The 20,350-nt window shown below is 55.4% G+C and carries 20 protein-coding genes; 3 read left to right on the forward strand and 17 right to left on the reverse strand.

The genetic code is table 11. The annotated features are described in order from the left end of the window. Positions 1–54 precede the first annotated feature (54 nt). Together gtfA and KHW85_RS02410 are read left to right on the forward strand one after the other, a co-directional pair. A complete protein-coding gene (gene gtfA / locus KHW85_RS02405) occupies positions 55–1,560 on the forward strand; it encodes a sucrose phosphorylase (RefSeq protein ID WP_291458656.1) in 1,506 nt (501 codons plus the stop codon). Positions 1,561–1,579: 19 nt separating this feature from the next. Continuing rightward, positions 1,580–2,881 (forward strand): MFS transporter, encoded by a 1,302-nt coding sequence (locus tag KHW85_RS02410; RefSeq protein WP_291458657.1) that lies wholly within the window; start codon positions 1,580–1,582, stop codon positions 2,879–2,881. A 68-nt stretch (positions 2,882–2,949) separates the two neighbouring features. Here the strand turns inward: KHW85_RS02410 and KHW85_RS02415 are convergent, their stop codons facing one another. From KHW85_RS02415 to KHW85_RS02455, 9 genes are all read right to left on the reverse strand, one after another. Beyond that, on the reverse strand, positions 2,950–5,385 hold the full coding sequence (locus KHW85_RS02415; RefSeq protein WP_291458658.1) for a hypothetical protein: 2,436 nt from the start codon (positions 5,383–5,385) through the stop codon (positions 2,950–2,952). 268 nt (positions 5,386–5,653) lie between these two features. Beyond that, entirely contained in the window at positions 5,654–6,070 is a 417-nt protein-coding gene (locus KHW85_RS02420) for an RNA methyltransferase (RefSeq protein WP_291458659.1), read from the reverse strand. Between the two features lie 10 nt (positions 6,071–6,080). Continuing rightward, positions 6,081–7,085, reverse strand: a complete 1,005-nt coding sequence (gene thiL, locus KHW85_RS02425) for a thiamine-phosphate kinase (RefSeq protein ID WP_291458660.1) — start codon at positions 7,083–7,085, stop codon at positions 6,081–6,083. 187 nt (positions 7,086–7,272) lie between these two features. Next, on the reverse strand, positions 7,273–8,127 hold the full coding sequence (locus KHW85_RS02430; protein ID WP_291458661.1) for an RNA methyltransferase: 855 nt from the start codon (positions 8,125–8,127) through the stop codon (positions 7,273–7,275). Between the two features lie 7 nt (positions 8,128–8,134). Continuing rightward, entirely contained in the window at positions 8,135–8,515 is a 381-nt protein-coding gene (gene rplT, locus KHW85_RS02435; RefSeq protein ID WP_009747984.1) for a 50S ribosomal protein L20, read from the reverse strand. Between the two features lie 29 nt (positions 8,516–8,544). Beyond that, positions 8,545–8,739, reverse strand: a complete 195-nt coding sequence (gene rpmI / locus KHW85_RS02440; protein WP_009747983.1) for a 50S ribosomal protein L35 — start codon at positions 8,737–8,739, stop codon at positions 8,545–8,547. Positions 8,740–8,782: 43 nt separating this feature from the next. Next, complete coding sequence (gene infC / locus KHW85_RS02445) at positions 8,783–9,457, reverse strand: translation initiation factor IF-3 (protein ID WP_009747982.1); 675 nt, start codon at positions 9,455–9,457, stop codon at positions 8,783–8,785. 241 nt (positions 9,458–9,698) lie between these two features. Then, positions 9,699–10,463, reverse strand: coding sequence for an SseB family protein (locus KHW85_RS02450; protein ID WP_291458662.1), 765 nt, complete (start codon positions 10,461–10,463; stop codon positions 9,699–9,701). Continuing rightward, a complete protein-coding gene (locus tag KHW85_RS02455; RefSeq protein WP_291458712.1) occupies positions 10,463–11,071 on the reverse strand; it encodes a hypothetical protein in 609 nt (202 codons plus the stop codon). The genes KHW85_RS02450 and KHW85_RS02455 overlap by 1 nt, the downstream gene beginning before the upstream one ends. A 159-nt stretch (positions 11,072–11,230) precedes the next feature. Here KHW85_RS02455 and KHW85_RS02460 point away from each other — a divergent pair, with 159 nt between their 5' ends. Further along, positions 11,231–11,464 (forward strand): RNA-binding S4 domain-containing protein, encoded by a 234-nt coding sequence (locus tag KHW85_RS02460; RefSeq protein WP_009747979.1) that lies wholly within the window; start codon positions 11,231–11,233, stop codon positions 11,462–11,464. A gap of 76 nt (positions 11,465–11,540) precedes the next feature. On the opposite strand, the gene dnaE is transcribed toward KHW85_RS02460, so the two are convergent. The 8 genes from dnaE to ftsZ all read right to left on the reverse strand — a co-directional run bounded on the left by dnaE (position 11,541) and on the right by ftsZ (position 20,242). Next, a complete protein-coding gene (dnaE, locus tag KHW85_RS02465; RefSeq protein ID WP_291458663.1) occupies positions 11,541–15,089 on the reverse strand; it encodes a DNA polymerase III subunit alpha in 3,549 nt (1,182 codons plus the stop codon). A 57-nt stretch (positions 15,090–15,146) separates the two neighbouring features. Further along, entirely contained in the window at positions 15,147–16,061 is a 915-nt protein-coding gene (locus tag KHW85_RS02470; protein WP_291458664.1) for an RluA family pseudouridine synthase, read from the reverse strand. 2 nt (positions 16,062–16,063) lie between these two features. Further along, entirely contained in the window at positions 16,064–16,549 is a 486-nt protein-coding gene (lspA, locus tag KHW85_RS02475) for a signal peptidase II (protein WP_291458665.1), read from the reverse strand. Positions 16,550–16,610: 61 nt separating this feature from the next. Then, entirely contained in the window at positions 16,611–17,228 is a 618-nt protein-coding gene (locus KHW85_RS02480; RefSeq protein ID WP_291458666.1) for a DivIVA domain-containing protein, read from the reverse strand. A 194-nt stretch (positions 17,229–17,422) separates the two neighbouring features. Beyond that, positions 17,423–17,731 (reverse strand): YggT family protein, encoded by a 309-nt coding sequence (locus KHW85_RS02485; RefSeq protein ID WP_291458667.1) that lies wholly within the window; start codon positions 17,729–17,731, stop codon positions 17,423–17,425. Positions 17,732–17,733: 2 nt separating this feature from the next. Continuing rightward, positions 17,734–18,198, reverse strand: coding sequence for a cell division protein SepF (locus tag KHW85_RS02490; protein WP_009747973.1), 465 nt, complete (start codon positions 18,196–18,198; stop codon positions 17,734–17,736). Positions 18,199–18,257: 59 nt separating this feature from the next. After that, positions 18,258–19,004, reverse strand: coding sequence for a polyphenol oxidase family protein (locus tag KHW85_RS02495; protein WP_291458668.1), 747 nt, complete (start codon positions 19,002–19,004; stop codon positions 18,258–18,260). Beyond that, entirely contained in the window at positions 19,004–20,242 is a 1,239-nt protein-coding gene (ftsZ, locus tag KHW85_RS02500; RefSeq protein WP_291458669.1) for a cell division protein FtsZ, read from the reverse strand. The genes KHW85_RS02495 and ftsZ overlap by 1 nt, the downstream gene beginning before the upstream one ends. Positions 20,243–20,350: the final 108 nt, after the last annotated feature.

Genomic DNA, 20,350 nt, shown 5'->3' on the forward strand with positions numbered 1-20,350 from the left:
CTGAATTTGCTCATATCCAATTTGCGAAATCTCGCACCTCGATTGGGGAGACCATTGCAGAATAAGGTTCAACTCATCGCCTATGCCGATCGTTTCGGTGGCAGCACTATTTCCGCCTTGACCACCACGCTCCGCCAGCATTTTTCAGGAGTCTACGAAGGCGTTCACATCCTCCCCTTCTTCACGCCCTTCGATGGTGCAGATGCAGGTTTTGACCCAGTTGACCACACAAAGGTTGATCCGCGTCTTGGTTCTTGGGATGACGTAGCCGAGCTCTCAAGGACCCACGAAATCATGGTTGACACCATCGTCAATCACGTTTCATGGGAATCTGAGCAGTTCCAAGATGTCATGAAGAATGGCGAAGACAGCCCCTTCGCCCCGATGTTCCTGACCTTGTCCAGTGTCTTCCCCGAAGGCGTGACTGAAGAAGAACTCGCTGGCATCTATCGTCCTCGTCCAGGTCTTCCCCTCACCCACTACTCCTGGGGTGATAAGACGCGTCTGGTCTGGACGACCTTCACCCCACAGCAGGTCGATATCGACACCGATTCGAAGCAGGGCTGGGATTACCTGATGTCGATCCTTGACCAACTGGGAGCCAGCCATGTTTCCTCGATCCGCCTTGATGCCGTCGGGTATGGAGCTAAGGAAGCACGCACATCCTGCTTCATGATCCCTAAGACTTTCCGCTTGATTGAACGCATCAAAGAAGAGGGCGCAAAGCGTGGTCTAGAAACTCTGATCGAGGTTCATTCCTACTACAAGAAGCAGATCGACATCGCCAGTAAGGTCGACCGCGTCTATGACTTCGCACTTCCCCCTCTCTTGCTCCACTCAATTTTCTCGGGAACAGTAGACTCACTTGAGCACTGGATCAATGTGCGTCCCAATAATGCTGTGACCGTACTGGACACGCACGATGGAATCGGCGTCATCGACATCGGTTCGGACCAGCTGGACCGTTCGCTCAAGGGTTTGGTTCCAGATCCCGACGTCGACCGCCTCGTCGAGACAATCCACGCAAACACCCACGGGGAATCGCGCGAAGCTACCGGTGCCGCAGCCTCGAACCTGGATCTCTACCAGGTCAACTCCACGTACTACTCCGCATTGGGATGCAACGACCAGCACTACCTCGCCACGCGAGCAGTTCAGTTCTTCCTACCCGGGATCCCCCAGGTCTACTACGTGGGTGCTCTCGCGGGCGCAAATGACATGGAGCTGCTCAAGCGCACCAACGTTGGTCGCGACATTAACCGTCACTACTACTCGGCACAAGAAGTTGAAGAGAACCTTAAGCGCCCAGTTGTTCAGGCCCTCAATGCACTGTGCGCATTCCGCAATACTCTTCCGGCTTTTGACGGCGAGTTCTCTTACCAGCGAGACGGCGACGTACTCACGCTCACGTGGGAAGCTCAGGACGCCAGCACACAGTTGACTTTCAATCCCGCTACCCCCTCTGAGACCGGGTCTATTGCTTCCCTGACGTGGACCGACAGTGAAGGCCAACACCGCACTGACGACTTGCTTGCCCAGCCACCAGTTGCCCACATCTGACTAGCCATAAGGAGCCAAGATGAACAAGGTTTCTAGACCGCCAAGAGAAAACCGGGTTAACCTCATCCGCCTCAGTGTCGGTTTCACCGTCAGCGCGGTTGCCTGTGCAATCCCCTGGGTCGCGTTGACCTCCGTCATTTTGCCGGCAGTGCTTGAAGATATTAACGCGGCCGGAAAAGAATCAATGCTGGGTACCATCAACGCGGTTGGTTCGGTAGTTGCGCTTCTTGCAAACGTTATTTTCGGAACTTTCTCCGACCTGACGCGTTCGCGTTTCGGTAAGCGCACTCCCTGGATCATCATCGGTGGGCTCATTGCTGGTGGTGCGATGGCACTGCTTGCACTGAACCAACATTCATTCCCGATGATCCTCCTGCTGTGGTGCACGGCCCAGCTGGGATACAACGTTATGCTTGCGCCCTTTGTGGCAACAATGTCTGACCGCATTCCCGACGAGGTCCGCGGAACGATTTCGGGCTTCTATGGGGCCGGAATCGCGGCAGGTCAAACCATCGGCAATCTGGTTGGAGCCCGCCTCCTCAAGGCGGACAGTGGGCTCACTCACGGCTGGCTGCTGGGCGCGGCAGTCTTTGCCGCCATCGGTATTGTCACCGTGATCATATGGCCACGTGAAGGGGACAATCGGGGTGAATCGGATGAGAGCTTCTCAGCAAAGCGCATCCTCGAATCCTTCCGCCCGCCGAAGAATGCACCTGATTTCTACTACGCACTTGTTGGCCGCACCTTGATGATGGGTGGCTACTGGATGATCAACACATACCTGCTCTACATCGCTCAGGACTACATCTTCGCAGGTAACGCCAATGCAACCACGCTAGCAGCGGAGCTCATCGCCTCGATGGCAGTCATTACTCTGGCTGTCTCACTGGTCGCAGCGCTGGGCGCTGGACCGATCACCGATTTCATCGGTCGCCGCAAGCTCCCGGTTGCCCTGGCCAGCGTCATGTTTGCGATTGGCTCTGCAATGCCGCTGATCTTCCACTCTGCGCTAGGTATGTACCTCTTTGCGGGAATCGCCGGCCTTGGGTACGGCGTGTACAACGCTATCGATCAGGCGCTCAATGTTTCGGTCCTTCCCAACCCCGACGAGGCCGGCAAAGACCTGGGAATCTTGAACTTGGCGAACACACTATCGATGGTTGTTGGTTCTTTGATGACCTCTGCGATCGTTGTGATTGTCAAGAACATGACCCATACATCAACAACGCCGACTTCGGCCTACACGGTCGTTTTCATCGTCGCGATCATCGTCGTTTTGATCGCCGCATGGCTCATCATGCGCATCAAGAAGGTTAAGTAACCTTCTCGCTCGCATAGTGAGGTGCCCGGTGTCTCAAGAAACACGGGGCACCTCACTTGGGAAACGTATCAGAAACCAGACCACGTAAATTCGAAAACAGGCTTCCCCTGAGAATCAGTTTTAATCTCCCCGGTCGTGTTATCAGTAAGTACACGAACATTGATGCTGTATTGTATTTCTCGAGGCTCCTTATCAGCCAGTATCCCGGATCCACGTTGCACTTCAAACACGGCATATTTAGCTGTGTAGCCGGTGGTGAGGGCGTTCTCATTGATTTGATCAGGTATTTTCTTGACATTCAATACCGACAAGGAGTCTGAACGCACCGCGCTAGGGCAATCATCAGCCATATTCGACGAATTCTCTCGTGTGCCACATGATTTAACCTTCGCGATAGCTGCATCCAGCGCAGCTGTTTTCAACGAATCCGTATACTCTGCTTCCAGATGTATCACGTTCAAGAAAGATGTCGACGCGGTGTTCAACACGACAGGCTTCACAGAGATGTACTCACTAGTATCCGCGGCTGACACAGTGTAAATGCCTGGATAAACAGTAATCGTATGAGTCTTGGAGTCAATAGGCTGCTCGATATCCCCAATCTTCACTGCACGGATACCATACGCATCCACATTAACACTCGTTGTCAGGGCATTCTTAATCTGCCAATTATCAAGAATTCCATATTTCTTTTTCCCCTGTTTTAAGGTGAACTCATGAGTGAAGTGCTGACCATCAAGCGAAAGAGTCGCTGTGATTCGACGTTCGTCTTTTTCCTGCAAGAGTGACGAAGACTCAGCTAAATCGACAACTTCAACCCGCGAAGACGCAGCCTGCAAAGCTGAATTAGTTAAAAATATTCTCTGTCCGTTTGGGATACCGGGGTCTACCATCGCGCTAGCAGCATCCGCATTTCCATCCGCAAGCAAGCTCAGATATTCCCGCACTTTGGCCTCGGGACTATTTTGTCCATTAATGATCGCTACCCCAACACATGCAACGACGGCGAGCAATGCAACGCCGCCCAACGTTATAACCGCGGTTCTCACTCTCTTCCTTGTAGCAATATCCATAGGTGCTACAGACTCGTCTGTCACCGGTGCTAGTTGCACATCGGTCATGACCGCCTGGTCAGGATCATTCTCAGACGCTTGTGCCGTCTCACGCGCAGTCGAAGCATTTTGCCGCGTAAGGGCTGAGCGGCCACCGCAGAGCAGCAGGAGGCGTGGCGCACGCTCGGCAAGCAGCTGAGGTGTGAATTCTGCAAGTGCTGAGATTATGACAGCGACTATAGCCACGGTTACAACAGTCCAGTAGGTCAAACCCGCACTTCCCGATACCCCACTGATTGAGACTCTAACGTTAAAGAGCATGATCCCGAGAAGGGTGGCCGTAGTTACAGTCACTGGGAGCTGCCAGACTCGCCCCCAGGCGGGCGCTGACTTGCACTGTCGTTGTACACCCACGCTTATAGACGAAACAAGGATCGTAACGATAGCAAGCAGTGCGATTAGCAAGCCAGTCATCCCCATGGTCCACATAGCAATATTTGAGTAATACTCTCCACTAAACCCGGCATAACTCATCGCACCACCAACCGAAACAGCTCCGCCGAAGGCTATCCCGAAAAAGTAAAAGGCGATATTAGGCAAGTAGAGAATAATAAACGGGATACTGGGACCCATCCCGTGAGATAAGAGGAAAGGAAGTCCCACGAGAACTGCAATAAGGCAGACCAGCGGCAACACAATCCGAGTAAAACCACGAAGTTCTCGAATTAGAGTGCCGTGCATCAGTCGCTTTGGAAAAGCGGTAGCTGGACAGCGAACAGAGTATGTCGATAGTCCAACGACCACTAGGACAACTAGGAAAGCCGAGAGCGTATTCGCGTAAATCGTACTTTCATTCCCACCGATGCTGGCGAACGAAGTGAGTAAGACTATCACACATGCAACCAAAAACCCCTCAATGGAACTGCGAAACGCTGCTGCAATCCCCGAGGTGCCACTTTCATCATGAGGCGTGCGATGTTTAATGAGAACGCGTAATAGCACTACTTCAAGTACGACCACAGTTCCAGAAATAGCAAATATTGATGTCATAACGTCGACTCCGAAAACACCGACGCTCATGGTCAGACCGCTTCCTAGGAGTGCACCGACTTCCACAGGAATTAGCGAAAATACATCTAGGCTCGTCGCAAGCGTAGTTTCAGCGATATAGGTTCTCAGTGAGAAATAAGCGAAGAACGAGGAAACAAGCCCTACCGCAAGGACGACCGCTAATTCCATAGCAAGCGTCATAAGCCCTGCAGGTGCAAAAAGCAATTGAATTTGATGTTTAACTACCAGCACTATCGGGGATGAAGATGCCTCATTTGAATCTTTGGCCATCCCCCCAGGTTCTGCCGTCGTATTTCCTGAAATGGCGAATTCTTCATGCGTGGGACCGCTGTAATCATCTGGCTGCGGCACGCGCGGTACGCCATTGGGCAAGCCACTCATCTGGATTCCTCCTCGAACCTATGCGGGACCTTATCAAAGAATACGGAGTAGCGATCCGCCAATCCGACCCCATTTCGACGGTAGCACTCCTCCGAAAAGTACAAGTGAAAATTTCGACAACAGCTCGAATTTCAAGAATCCACACATACCACGCTAAGGCGACGTTAAGCATTGGTCCATCAGAAAAATGGAAGTTATACAGTACATCAAAACAGAAAAGATTACTGCAAGGTTAGACAGGTCGTGTATCGAAAAAGCCGAAAGCCTCCTACTCCCCCACGCGCGCGTTCTGCGAGGCAAAGAGGCACATAGCAGCAGCGCTTGCAACGTTGAGGGACTCTGCCTGGCCGCTCATCGGAATCATTACCAGAGCATCACATGCGGCCATTTCTTCATCGCTCATTCCCTGAGCTTCATTTCCAAAGACCCACGCATGCGATTGGACAAGCCAGCCGCGCCCTTCAAGAGCTGCCTGAGACATCAGCTCACTCAAACTGTAGGCGCCTTGTGCACCAGAAGTCCCCAGGATTACGCAACGCTGATCGCGAAGGCACTGACAGGCCTCGTCAAAGGAGGAAAGAGGAACGATAGGAAGGTGAAAAACTGAACCTGCGGAGGAACGAATAACCTTGGGATTCGAGGCGTCAACGCTCCCCTTCACAGCGATGATTGCACGCGCGCCCATCGATCGCATCTCAGGCAAAGTGATCCCATCCCCCGGTCAATTTCCGGCCGTTCATTAGTGCGGCGGGACTTTCCCCACCCCGACAGGCGCGGACACGCCCAATGGGACGGAAACCTTCCGAAAGAGGCGCCTCGTGCGGGAAAGCAGCCAGCAGAGAGTGGTCTTCTCCCCCACCGACCACCCAGGAACGCGCATAGCCTTCCTCTGCCCCGCTGTCCTCCGGATTCACGAGGCGCACTACGGGAAGTAAAGCGTCCACGTCCTCCTTGAGAAGTGCGGGATCCACTTCAATGACAGCTCCCGAGGCTTTGGCCATTCGTCGAGCATCCACCGCCAGCCCATCGGAAACGTCCATCATGGCGTGCACTCCCGCCAAGGCTGCCTGCACCCCCGCCTCCAGCGGAGGGACAGGGGCGCGGAAAACGGAAACCGCCTCGCGAATCGATGAGGGAAGCTCAGCGCTCGGGGTGCAGGGGGGAACCTTCCCCGAGGAGAGGGCGGCTAAACCGGCCGCGGAACGTCCCAGGGTCCCCGCAACGGCCAGTACGTCACCGGGTTGCGCACCGCTGCGTACCACGATGCCGTGGGGGCACCAGCCCATTGCCGTCACGGCAATCACCAGCTGATCTCCCGAAGATAGGTCGCCGCCGACGACGCCGGCACCGGCTTCTCGTGCGCGATCGCCGCAGCCTTCCACCAGGTCGTTCAGCCAGTCCACCTCGGTATCTGAAGGCAACACCAGGGAGACGACCAGAGCGGAGGTACGTCCCCCCATGGCCGCAATATCCGCGAGATTTTGGGCGGCAGCGCGCGCACCGATCTCATAGGCGCTCGACCAGTCGACTCGGAAGTGGCGTCCCTCGACAAGAACGTCCGTGGTCACAATGAAGTGCCCTTCCGGTGTCACAATCTGCGCGCAGTCATCTCCCGATCCGATAAGAGTGCGTTCTCCTGACGGAAGGAGTTCACGGAAGCTGGCAATGAGCTGGTTTTCATTGGTGTCTGCAACTCGCACACCCCCATCCTATCTGAGTCAGCCCCACAGAAAAATGATGATCATCCAGAATGAGGGAAGCTTTCTTCACTCTGAGCAGCGAGAACAGAAGACAGGCAAATATGGATTCTTTAGACAAGAACCACCAAAAGACCCCGCATATACAGCGCAGGGGCGCGAGCTGCACTGAACTCAGCGATCACGACACCTACAGCAGCTGGTCGCGACTCCACTGAGAGGCAAAAAGACAGATCGATGCAGCCGACGCCACATTGAGGGATTCGGCATGGCCGCTCATCGGGATACGAATCAGGAGGTCGCAGGCAGCAAGCTCCTCCTGCGACAGTCCCTGAGCTTCATTGCCCAGAACCCAGGAGTGCGGTCCCCGCAGCGCAGTATGAGCGGCAGATCGAGGTGTCATGAGGTCGTTCAAATCCACAGAACCATGCCCGCCGGATGTTCCCAGCGCAACGTGCCCCTCACAGCGCAGGGCGGCAATCGCCTCGTGCACCGACGGGGCGGAGAGGACAGGGATGTGGAAAAGGGAGCCGGCGGAGGAACGAATGACTTTGGGACTTGTCACGTCAACGGTTCCCGCGACGGCCACAACCGCCTGAGCACCCATCGCATCGGCCGTGCGGATGATCGTCCCCACGTTCCCGGGGTCACGCCCCTGGGCGAGGATAACCGTGGTCGCAGGCCACTGCCCCGCCTGCGGATCCCACGAGGTGTGGATCGCCTCGGCGTCGGCAACTGCGAGGATCCCCTGAGCATCTCCGCTCATTGCGGAGGCGACCTCCGGCGTCACCGTATGCACCCAGCGCGTTGCTTTCCGAGCATCGGTAACAACATCCGGATGCAGGAGCGCAGCCGCCTCGGTCAGGTACACATCGCGCACGCTACCTGCGCGATGGCGAACCAACTCGCGCACCGCCTGCGGCCCTTCAACCAGGATCAGAGCGGCGCGTAAGCGCGCCGAACGCCCGGCCAATGCCGCGACTTTCTTCACGCGATCAGCGCGAGGGTTATCGAGGATGGACGGGCGTTCGGAAAAGCTGCTCACTGAATGCTCAGGCCTTGGGCGCGTTCACGTCGGCAGGCAGAGCCTTCTTTGCAACCTCAACAAGAGCGTTGAAGGTGGCGATATCATTGACGGCCAGCTCGGCGAGCATGCGGCGATCGACCTCAACACCGGCCAGGTTCAGGCCCTGGATGAAACGGTTGTAGGTCATGCCCTGTGCGCGGGAAGCAGCGTTGATGCGCTGGATCCACAGGCGACGGAAATCGCCCTTCTTCGCCTTGCGGTCACGGTAGGAGTACACGAATGAGTGCGTGACCTGTTCCTTGGCCTTGCGGTACATGCGCGAACGCTGGCCACGGTAGCCGGATGCCTGCTCGAGTACGGTGCGACGCTTCTTCTTGGCGTTAACAGAACGCTTAACACGTGCCATTTTCTAAATCTCCTTGTCGAAGGTGCCGGTCACTTGCCCAGCAGGGTACGGACGCGCTTGACGTCGGCGGTGGCCAGAACCTGGTCCGAGGCCAGACGACGGGTCTTGCGGGAGGACTTGTGCTCGAGGAGGTGGCGTGCACCAGCCTGCTCGCGCATGATCTTGCCCTTTCCGGTGAGGCGGAAACGCTTCTTGGAACCGGAATGCGTCTTATTCTTCGGCATTATTTTGATCCTTCTTCTTCCGGACGGGGTCTAACCCCAACCTTCACTTCTTCTGTGCATCTGCCTCTTGCGAGGCCACACGAGCTTGGTCCTTACTGGCGCGTTCTGCGCGCTTACCGCGACGTTCTTCACGTTCAGCTTCGCGACGCTTGCGCTGCTCGTTGACCGCATCGGACTTGCGCTTCGTAGGCGCAAGAACCATGGTCATGTTGCGGCCGTCTTGGCGAGGCATCGATTCGACAGTGGCGAGTTCTCCAACTTCCTCAGCAAGACGCTGCAGGAGTCGGACGCCCGCTTCAGGTCGTGACTGTTCACGACCGCGGAACATAATCATGACCTTGACTTTGTCACCGGCGGAAAGGAAACGCTCAACGTGCCCCTTCTTCACCGAGAAGTCGTGGTCATCAATCTTCAGGCGGAAGCGAATCTCCTTGAGCTGCGTGTTCGCCTGATTACGGCGAGCATCGCGAGCCTTCTGGGCCGCTTCATACTTGTATTTTCCGTAGTCCATGAGTTTTGCAACCGGCGGCTTAGCGTCGGGTGCAACCTCAACCAGGTCGAGGCCCGCTTCTTCGGCAAGACGCAGTGCGTCTTCCACGCGGACAACACCAACCTGTTCTCCTCCGGGTCCCACGAGACGTACCTCGGGAACTCGAATCCGCTCATTGATGCGAGGCTCGCTAATGAGTGGCTCCTTCCACAGTCGTATCCGTGACACGAAAAAGGCCTTCGTGCCACTGTGCGCACGAAGGCTTATCCCGGCAACAACATCCGTCCGGATGCTACCGTTTAACCCGATCCCCTGGCTCTACGTGGGCAACCCGAAAACTCGGGCGGGAATCAAGGTGGGAGAAACTCCGCTTGCACGATCGGGGCGAAATCCCCGATTGGTCGCTAATATCTTAGCAAATTCATGCGCCAAGGGCGATATTCGATCGATGGCAATGCGATGGAATGACTCACATCCCCACCCATCGAGGAACCCATTGAATCTGGTCTGTAACGGCGCGCAGCCGAGGAAGAGCACTGAGCCCTTCGATGACACCCTGGACTTTTTCTCGCAGCTCAGAGCGCGTAAGGTCACCCTCATTCCTACGCACCTTCGAGGCATCAATTTCAAGAATGATACGGCAGAGTTCCTGGCCGGCATATTCCACGTGGAGATCGCTTAGTGGCGAGAATTCCTGACTTGCCTGCTCAAGTAGCAGATTCTTGAGGTCGCGATCTTTCCACGCAGGAAGCCAATGATCTCCCTGAGCCAGAGCCGCGGTTGCACTTCGAGGAACCACGATATCTGCGCTGTGGGGGTCAAAGACAACGCGCCCCGCGCTTTCAAGCAAAGCGACCAGTGCAACTCGCTTGAAAGGAAGTCCCATGGGACGCGAGCTCGGATCAAAATCCGAAAGTGATGCAGAAGAGCTAAACGCAGCAATTGCTGGGCCCGCGGAGGTTTCAATCACGAGAAACCCAGCCGGATCATGCCCCAACTCCCCCGCATGAACTCCAGTTACTCGAGGATCCTCTTCAACACGGATTGGAACAATCACACGCTCATCCTCAAGAGCATGGACCAGCTCTTCGAGTTGTTGCGCACTATCCTTAGGGCACTCAAGCGCATGCTGAGTTTTACTCAGAGCCTGCCCGTGATCATCTCGGTTGTGCGTAGCCATTGAAAGACGCTGCGCCAAACGGTTCTTCTGTTCTTCGCCAATTGCCTCGGACATCAGCGCTTCCTAAACCAGGAGAAGGGACCGCGGCGGCCTCCCTTTCCATCCGCTTGAATAGAATCGGGATAGTCGGAGGGAAGAGTTCGACCAAGCAATAGATCCTCGGTCGCCTGAGGCATCGCCCCCAGCAACAGCCCTGCCGGAATGTCATCCTCGCTACTTCCATTGACATAGCGCTGCGCGGTGATCTGGCCTGACACACCGGGTTCCACACCATCGCCCTCAACCAGCCAGGACATAATCGCAACGGCACCATACTTCGACAGTCGCGAAATCACCGAGGCAATCCGATCGACTTCCGGTGGCATCGGACGACGCCCTGTGAGAAGCACATTGAGTTCTTCTTCTTGAGTTGTCTGGGTCTGCACTCGCAACCACACCCCCGTCCACGGCTTCAACCGCACCACGGCCTCGTGAATACCGGAAAGAGCGAGCAGCGAATGGAGGGCTTCGGCGGAAGGAATTGGGGCAAGTACTAGGGCAACGGAGAGCTTACCTCCCTCAAGGTGAAGCGACTCATCAACGGGGGTATCAAGAGCGTCTCGTGTAGGCGACACATTCTCTCCCGCATCTTGTGGCAGATCCCCCTCGAGATCGGACTCCATGTCTGCGACTAGATCACGAAACTGCGCGTCCAGATCCCGATTGTTGTCTTCAGACACAAGGGCCTCCACTTCCTGTTGGCTAACAGCGTTTATCGTATCGCGACATAGCGGCGTGTGATAATACAAAGCGAGAAACACCCCTCAAGCACAGGAGCGCACATGCCTTCTATTCCCACTATCGAGGTCCGCGGATCGATCCGACTGGGCCAATTCCTCAAGCGTGCTGGTCTGGTTGAGGATGGTGCAGAGGCACGCGACCTGATCCAAAGCGGCGACGTTAGTGTCAATGGCGAAGTTGAAACCCGCCGCGGGCATGCCCTAGAAGATGGCGAACTCGTCGAGCTTCGCACGCCACAGGGAGTCTTTGCCGCTAAAGTTCGCGTCATCGACTAGGCAGACGAGGCCAACGCACTCTCGTTGCGTCCTGCTTCCCTTCCCCGAGGCCACGAGGCCTGCACGAGTGCGCGTCCTAGTGTGAGGTCAGCACTCCTTCAGCGCCAACAACCGCCTTTACGTGGCTAAAGAATGGCCCCGATTGGGTGACACGCAGAGAAGAATCCAATTCAACAATCGTCACGCGTCCGGGTTCACGCAGGTGCAAACGTACGGGTGAAGAGCCCGGGAAGGTTTCCAGTACTTCCTTCAATTCACGCAAAAGCTCAGGAGTGCAACGCGAGGCAGCCAGTTCCAAGTCAAGGGGAACATTTCCGTCCTCGCGTAGCTCGAGGATGTTCATCGACTGACCATAAATTGACACCTGCTCATCGCGAGTGTTGACGCGACCCTCAATCTGAACAACAAGGTCAGGAGCCAGGAAGGTTTGCACCGTCTCATAGGCGCGCGGGAAGAAGAGCACTTCGACCGAACCGCTCAGGTCTTCGATTGTCGCAATTGCCCAGGGATTACCCTGCTTCGTCACTTTGGTTTGAAGCGATGAAACCAAGCCTGCGATTTTGACAGTGCGGTCGACCAGACTCTCATCGCCGCCAACAATCTGCGCAATTTCAACGTCTTGGTGGCGCTCCAAGGCACCTTCAAGCCCGCGCAAAGGGTGGTCCGAAACGTAGAGCCCCAGCATCTCGCGTTCTTCGGCGAGCTTTTGCCGACGATCAAACTCAGGAAGATCCGGGATTCCAATTGCCAGAGAAGAACCTGAATCCTCCCCCATGCCCATTCCGCCAAAGAGGTCAAACTGTCCGATCGCTTCGTTACGCTTCACGTCGATCACCGCATCCACTGCCTCGTCACAGCGCGACAGAAGAGCGCGGCGCGTGTAACCCAGCGAGTCGAAAGCGCCGGCGCGCACGAGCGACTGGATCGTTCGCTTATTGCACACCACCTGAGGAACCTTGTCCAAGAAGTCTTGGAAAGTGGTGAACTTGCCCTTCTCTTGACGCGTCTCGACAATCGCGTCGACGACGTTCGCACCAACATTCTGAATAGCATTCAGACCAAAGCGAATGTCCTTGCCATCAGGAGCAAAGGTGCCCATTGAGGCATTGACATCCGGAGGAAGGACGGTAATTCCCATATGGCGGCACTCCGCCAGGTAGAGCGCGCGCCTGTCCTTATTGTCTTTCGTCGAAGTCAAAAGAGCGGCCATGTACTCGGTGGGATAGTTTGCTTTGAGATAGGCCGTCCAATACGACACCAAGCCGTAGGCTGCGGAGTGAGCCTTGTTAAATGCGTAGGCCGAGAAGGGAACGACCACATCCCACAGAGCCTTGATTGATTCTTCGGAATAGCCGTTATCTAGCATGCCCTGTCGGAAGCCCTTGAACTGTTGGTCCAGAACTTCCTTCTTCTTTTTGCCCATGGCCTTACGCAAGATATCTGCTTGGCCAAGAGAGTAGCCCGCAAGTTTTTGGGCAATCTGCATGACCTGCTCTTGATAGACAATCAGACCGTAGGTCGTTCCCAGAATGTCCTTCAAAGGCTCCGCAAGTTCGGGGTGGATCGGAGTGATCTCCTGGCGCCCGTTCTTACGCAGAGCATAGTTTGTGTGCGAATTTGCACCCATAGGACCGGGACGATACAGCGCACCCACAGCGGAGATATCTTCGAAGTTATCCGGTTTCATCAGCTTGAGAAGGTCACGCATACCGCCACCATCAAGCTGGAAAACGCCCAAGGTATCGCCGCGGCCCAACAACTCATATGTTGCCGGGTCATCTAGCGGGACATGGTCTAGATCGGGATCCTGCTTGCCATTGAGTTTGATGTTTTCAAGAGCATCAGAAATAACCGTCAGGTTGCGCAGTCCCAAGAAGTCCATCTTGAGAAGCCCAAGACCTTCACAGGTCGGGTAGTCGAATTGGGTGATGATCGCCCCGTCTTGAGGGCGTTTCATAATGGGGATAATGTCCGTCAGGGTATGCGATGACATGATCACCGCACATGCGTGGACGCCCCATTGACGGGTCAGCCCCTCAAGCCCCAGTGCGTACTGAACAACCTCGTGGACATCGGGGTTCTCTTCATAGTACTTACGGAACTCCGTAGCTTCGGCGTAGCGTTTATCCTTCTCATCGAAGATACCCGCAACCGAGATGTCCTTGCCCATGACCGAAGGAGGCAGTGCTTTCGTCAGCTGCTCCCCCACCTTGAAGTCGCGTCCCAAGATTCGCGCAGAATCTTTCAGGGCCTGCTTGGTCTTAATTCGACCGTAGGTGACCACCTGTGAAATGCGGTCTTCGCCGTACTTTCGTTTAACGTACTCAATGACCTCATCACGACGACGTTCGTCAAAGTCAACGTCAAAGTCGGGCATCGAAATACGCTCGGGGTTCAAGAAGCGTTCGAAGATCAGCCCGTGGTTGAGCGGATTGAGTTCGGTGATTTTCATGGCGTAGGCGACCATGGACCCCGCACCCGAACCACGACCGGGCCCCACGCGGATTCCCTGGCTCTTTGCCCAGTTGATGTAGTCGGCAACGGTGAGGAAGTAGCCCGGGAAGCCCATCTTGATGATGACGTCTTCCTCGTATTCGGCCTGCTTGCGTACATCGTCTGGAATACCCTTGGGGAAACGCTCCTGAAGACCCTTTTCAACTTCTTTAATAAACCACGAGGTCTTATCTTCCCCTTCTGGAACAGGGAAGTCGGGCATGTACGAGGCACCCTCAGCGGTGGTCCTGAAGTGGACATCGCATCGCTCTGCAATTTCCAGTGTCGAATTGCAGGCTTCTGGCAATTCCTTCCAGATAGAGCGCATCTCTTCGGAAGAACGAATGTAGTAACCGTCTCCATCGAACTTAAAGCGATCCGGATCAGAGATTCGCGAACCCGAGTTGATACACAGCAGTGCGTCCTGAATTCCGCGGTCTTCCTTTTTGACGTAGTGCGCGTCATTCGTAGCGACCAGCGGTGCGTCCATGAGCTTAGCAAGTTCAAGGAGTTGTTTTTGCGTACGCCTCTCAAATTCAATCCCGTGGTCCATAACTTCCACGTAGAAATTCTCAGGCCCAAAAATGTCGCGCAGCTCTGCGGCCTCAGCCACGGCCTCGTCCCATTGGCCCAAACGCATTCGTGTCTGCACTGCACCCGAAGGGCAACCGGTGAAAACAATCAGCCCCTTGTGGAAGCGTTCAAGCAGTTCCTTATCGGCGCGAGGCCACTTACCGAATTGCCCATCGACCGAGGCGTAACTTCCCAAGCGGAAAAGGTTGTGCATTCCTTCTGTTGAGTACGCGAGCAAGGTGAGGTGGTTATACGAACCCGAAGCTGATACGTCATCGCTGCGCTGCCAAGGCTCACCCCAAGTCACCTTTTGACGATCGAAACGTGAAGTACCCGGAGTGACATAGGCTTCCAAGCCAATGATTGGCTTGATACCCGCCTTCGTCGCAGCATCATAAAACTCATAGGCACCGAAGAGGTAGCCATGATCCGTCAGGCCAATTGCGGGCTGTCCCAGCCTTGCAGCTTCTGCAACCATCGGCTTGATTCGCGCTGCTCCATCGAGCATCGAGTATTCCGAGTGATTGTGCAGATGCACGAAAGAGTCCGCTGGTGCCATGGTGTCAGTCTAGTGTTTCTTGATCCAGCACACTGGGCGAAGCGTGAAGCAAAATGCTTACGCGTGACGCAAAATCTCCAAAGCGTGATTGAGGTCATCCGGGTAAGGGGCTCGTACCATCACAGGAAGTTGAGTTCGCGGATGCGTAAATCCCAGCTCAACCGCGTGTAGCCACTGACGGTCCAAGCCCAACTGCTCTGCTTTTGTGGGGTCGGCTCCATAGAAGACGTCACCAACACAGGGATGGCCGATCGCAGCCATATGCACGCGAATCTGGTGAGTACGTCCGGTTTCCAGATGCACATCCACAAGCGCGGCACCCGGCATGAGCTCGAGGGTGTCGTAGTGCGTCACCGCGCGCTTTCCCCCATCGATCACCGCCATACGCCATTCCCGCGAGGGGTGGCGTCCAATCGGTGCGTCAATCGTTCCCGAGGCCGGGTCTGGGTGTCCGGCAACCACCGCATGGTAGATCTTGCGTACAGTCCGTTCCTTGAAGGCGCGCTTCATCACCGAATAGGCGAGTTCGGACTTGGCGACCATCATTGCGCCCGAGGTTCCTACATCCAGTCGATGAACAATTCCTTGACGTTCAACTGGGCCGTGAGTAGTGATTCGATATCCCGCTGCCGCGAGGTTGCCAACAACAGTAGGACCTGTCCAACCCGGACCTGAATGCGCTGCAACACCAACTGGCTTGTTGACGACGACAATATCGTCATCGTCGTAGAGAATATCCATCCCCACTACTGGAGTTACAGGAGTTTTAGGTTCTGGGATCGTAATTTCTAAAAGGTCGTTCTCTCCAAGCCTGTCCGATTTAGAGGCCAACGTACCGTTAATCGCCACATTCCCGTCAAGGATGAGCTCACTACAACGTGAACGCGACAGACCGAGAATACGCGAAAGCGCTGCGTCGACCCGCTCCCCAACCAACGCGTCGGGCACGGGCATCAAACGAGTATCGGACATATTCAGCGCACCGAGTGCTTGTTACCGGTAAAGCTTGCAATCAGCAGGATAACGACCGCGCAGACAATCCAAATATCTGCAACGTTACCAATGAACCAAGTTCCGTATCCGATGAAGTCGACGACGTGGCCACTTCCCCATCGGGGTTCCTGAATAAAACGATCAATTAAGTTACCGGCCGCACCGCCAAGGAGCAGAGCGCATCCGCTGGCAAGTAAGCGCGAGTCGACGCGTGGAAGATACATGACAATCGCAGTAACAACAACGCAGGCGATACAGGTGAAGATGATTGTCGTCTGCGAGCCCAAGGAAAAGGCCGCACCTGGATTCGCAGTGAGCTCAAGTCGAAGGAAGGATCCAAGGAGCGGGCGTTGCTGTCCATCACTCAGATTCTTCAGTGCCCAAAACTTTGAAGCCTGATCCGTTGCCAATGCGATTAAGGCAATGATGTACGCCCAGATGAGCATGCCGCGATTATTTTTCTTCACATAAAGAATTATGACGGTGGCGCCGCGAAGGCGCCACCGTCATAGAGATCTTGATCTGAAATCAGTTCTGAGTTCCGGCGTTCACTTCCTGGAGCAGACCTTCCAGGTGCTCACGCAGATTTGCACGGTACTCGGACTCGAAGGAACGCAGTTCGTTGATCTTGCCTTCGAGTAGTGCGCGCTCCTGATCCAGCTGAGAAAGAATGTTCTGGTGCTGGTTCTGTGCGTCAGCAATAATTTCGTCACGCTTTGCGTTTGCGTCGGCGATGATGCGATCGGATTCTTCACGACCGTCGCGGACGTACTCGTCGTGGACGCGCTGTGCCAGTGCAAGCATCGAGGTTGCCGACTCTGCGCTCTCAGGAGTAGCAGCGACTGCGGGGGCAGCAACAGCAGTCTCGGTGACGGAAGGCTCGGATACAACGGGCTCTTCAACGACAGGAGCAGCGGTCTGTTCTGCAGGCTTGTGGCTGGGGGCTTCGCCACCGGACAGCTCAGCGACACGACGCTCAGCAGCCTCAAGCTCTTCGCGCAGGTTCTGGTTCTCAGCCTGGAGAGTATAAATCGTGGAGACAACCTCATCGAGGAAGTCGTCAACCTCGACCTGGTCATATCCTTCACGGAACTTCACGATGTTGAAGGTTTTTTCCAACACATCTTCGGTTGTGAGCAGAGCCATTTGTTTACCTCTCGGTACTTGTTGTGTGACGCTCGTATGCTCGCGTCACCGGATCACCGATGAGGATGACCCGAACTACACACTGGAATAATAGCGGAACTAGCGTCACAATAACACCAATTTCCCCATATTTCACTTATTACTCAGGTGACATGCAACCGCGATAGACCCGAGGTCACTGTCAAACGCCGGAGCTAAAAGCCCAAGCTGCGAATGAAAACCCCAAGGTTTTCAACAATGATCGTCGCCAAAAACAGGATCATAAATCCCAGATCAATGGCAAGGTTCCCTCCAAGACGCAGCGGCGGAATAATCCTGCGCAGGAAAGAAAGAGGCGGATCAGTCAGCGCATAGACCAGATTCGCGATGGGCAGAATGAGCCCTGACGGCCTCCACAGTGGAGAGAAGAAGCGAATCCAATCAAAAATCATGCGCGCGATCAACACGAGCATGTACAGACCCGCAAGAAGAGCAATCGCTCCTCCCAACCACTGGGAGACCATGATCAGCGTCCGAAGAGCGAAGTCGCCGAACGGTTCGAGCCGGTCACGTCGCCGGTTACCTCAACGCTGTGAGGCGAAAGAAGGAAAACGCGATCAGTGACGCGTTCGAATACGCCCTGAAGTCCATAGGTCAAGCCGACAGCGAAGTCAATGAAACGCTGCGCATCCTTATCTGAGACCTCAGAAAGATTCATGATGACGGGAACACCATCACGGTAGGGCTCGGCAATTGCCGGCGCATCGTTGTAGTTCAACGGACGCACGGTGACGATACGCGAAAGATCCGCCTGCTGAACGCTGCGGCGCTCCTCACGGTGAATGGGCGTGACATTCGACGCGGGGGTAATGTGAGCCACTTCTGTCTCCTCAACTTCTTCGGGAAGGAAGTCCAAGGTGCTCTCATCGACCTCTTCCGGGGTGTACCAACCCATGAATTGGCGTGCTTTTGCTCCGAAGCCTGACATCATGCTCTCCTCTATGTAATGGGACCTGAGCACAAGGTAATGCGCCAAAGCGATTGACGCGCTTAAGCCTGCCGGCATGTCGCAATTACTGATGCGAAACGCCCACAGCCTGGGTCTCGACGATAGGAATGATATGAGGGATTTTCCAGTGTGCATTCATTAATCCACGAGGCCGCAATCCCTCGCTCCGTAGCCCATGCCAATGCCGCACCGGGAAGATCCAGGGCGTCACTGCCCCACGATGTGCGCGAAGCTATCGCGGGAGCGATAAGCGCACTCTGATCTTTCATTGAAGCCGGGACTTCGTAGCACCGGCCGCAGATAGACGGTCCAATAAGCATCTGAATATCAGCGGTGTCCACACCAAAAGAAGCAAAGACCTCACATGTTCGGTCAAGAATCCCTCCGAGGAACCCCACGCGTCCGGCGTGAACAGCGCCGATGACTCCGTTTCCACTACTCAGCAAGATCGGCATACAGTCTGCCGTCATCACAGCCAAGGCTGGAGCTTGTTCCCACTGACGTGAATCGATCACGACACCATCGCAGTCAAGGGGGCCTATTTCCCCTTGATACTCCTGTGATAAAAGAGAGGCATTCGCAGGGGTAAGCGCCTGAACGTTCACCGAATGTGTCTGATTCATCCAAACAATTGGATGGCCAATGAGCGTGGAAAGCTTGCGGCGACGCTCATGCACATGTTCCGTGTTATCGCCGACGTGCGTCCCAAAGTTGTCCCGATATGGGTCAGTGCCCGCGCCGACTTCAGTGAAGTAAACGCGGGCACCGTGCAGGTCAGTGTGCTTCATCAGCGCAAGAAATCAGGAATATCCAAGACGTCCGAAGGCTGTTCCTCTTCGAAGACACGAGGCACTTCGAGGGAAGGAACTTCCTTCGACGACTCTTCTTCGCTCTGGCGGGCAATCGGAATCTGGTTGGTGCGCGTCGGCAATTCAGGATCTGCGCGGTGAGCTGCGGTGTGAGCCGAGGCGACCTCCCCGATGCGGCGCTGAGGAGCTGCTGGAGCTTCGGTCTTTTCCTGACGAGCATGAACCGGTCGAGGAGCCACGACGGGCTCATTTGCCGGAGAAGATTGGGATGCCACCTCGTCAAAGCCCGCCGCGATGACGGTCACGCGGATTTCGTCACCAAGGGAGTCATCAATGACAGAACCGAAGATGATATTGGCTTCGGGGTGCGCGGCCTCGCGAACCAAAAGCGAGGACTGGTAGATCTCCTGCAAGCCCAGGTCGGAACCGCCTTGGAAGAACATGAGGACACCGTGTGCACCATCGATCGAGGCTTCGAGGAGCGGCGAGGAGATAGCGGACTCGACTGCTCGCAGAGCGCGATCTTCGCCGGTTGCCGAACCAATACCCATCAGGGCAGAACCGGCATCCTTCATTACGGACTTCACATCGTTGAAGTCCACGTTGATCAGGCCGGGGGTGGTGATCAGTTCGGTGATACCTTGAACGCCAGAAAGCAGAACCTGATCGGCTGCACGGAAAGCTTCGAGTACCGAGATATTGGCATCTGAGATCTGAAGCAGACGATCGTTCGGAATGACGATCAGGGTGTCGACCTCTTCACGGAGCTTCTCAACACCAGCATCAGCCTGGGATGCGCGGCGGTTTCCTTCAAAGGAGAAGGGGCGTGTGACAACACCGACGGTCAGGGCACCTGCGGTGCGCGCAATCTTCGCGACAACGGGAGCTGCACCGGTTCCGGTACCGCCACCTTCACCTGCGGTCACGAAGACCATATCCGCGCCTTCAAGGGCCTCGGTAATTTCGTCAATGTGGTCTTCGGCTGCCTGCCGCCCCACTGCGGGGTCTGCACCGGCGCCGAGGCCGTGGGTAAGGTCACGACCAATGTCCAACTTCGTCTCTGCATCGGACATCAGCAAAGCTTGCGCGTCGGTATTCACAGCAATGAACTCAACGCCTTTCAAGCCAACTTCAATCATTCGATTGACGGCGTTAACACCGCCGCCACCAACTCCGACGACTTTGATAACCGCCAGATGATTCTGCGGTGCGACCATAACCTTGCCCTCTTTCTGCGCACCAACCTTAAACCTCAAGTAGAAGGTTGATGTTTGACCTGCGTGTAGACGGGAAGAAGGTAGGGGTAAGACCCCAATTCTTCAAGA

This window comes from Actinomyces sp. oral taxon 181 (assembly GCF_018370895.1).
In the GTDB taxonomy this organism is placed as follows: Bacteria; Actinomycetota; Actinomycetes; order Actinomycetales; family Actinomycetaceae; genus Pauljensenia.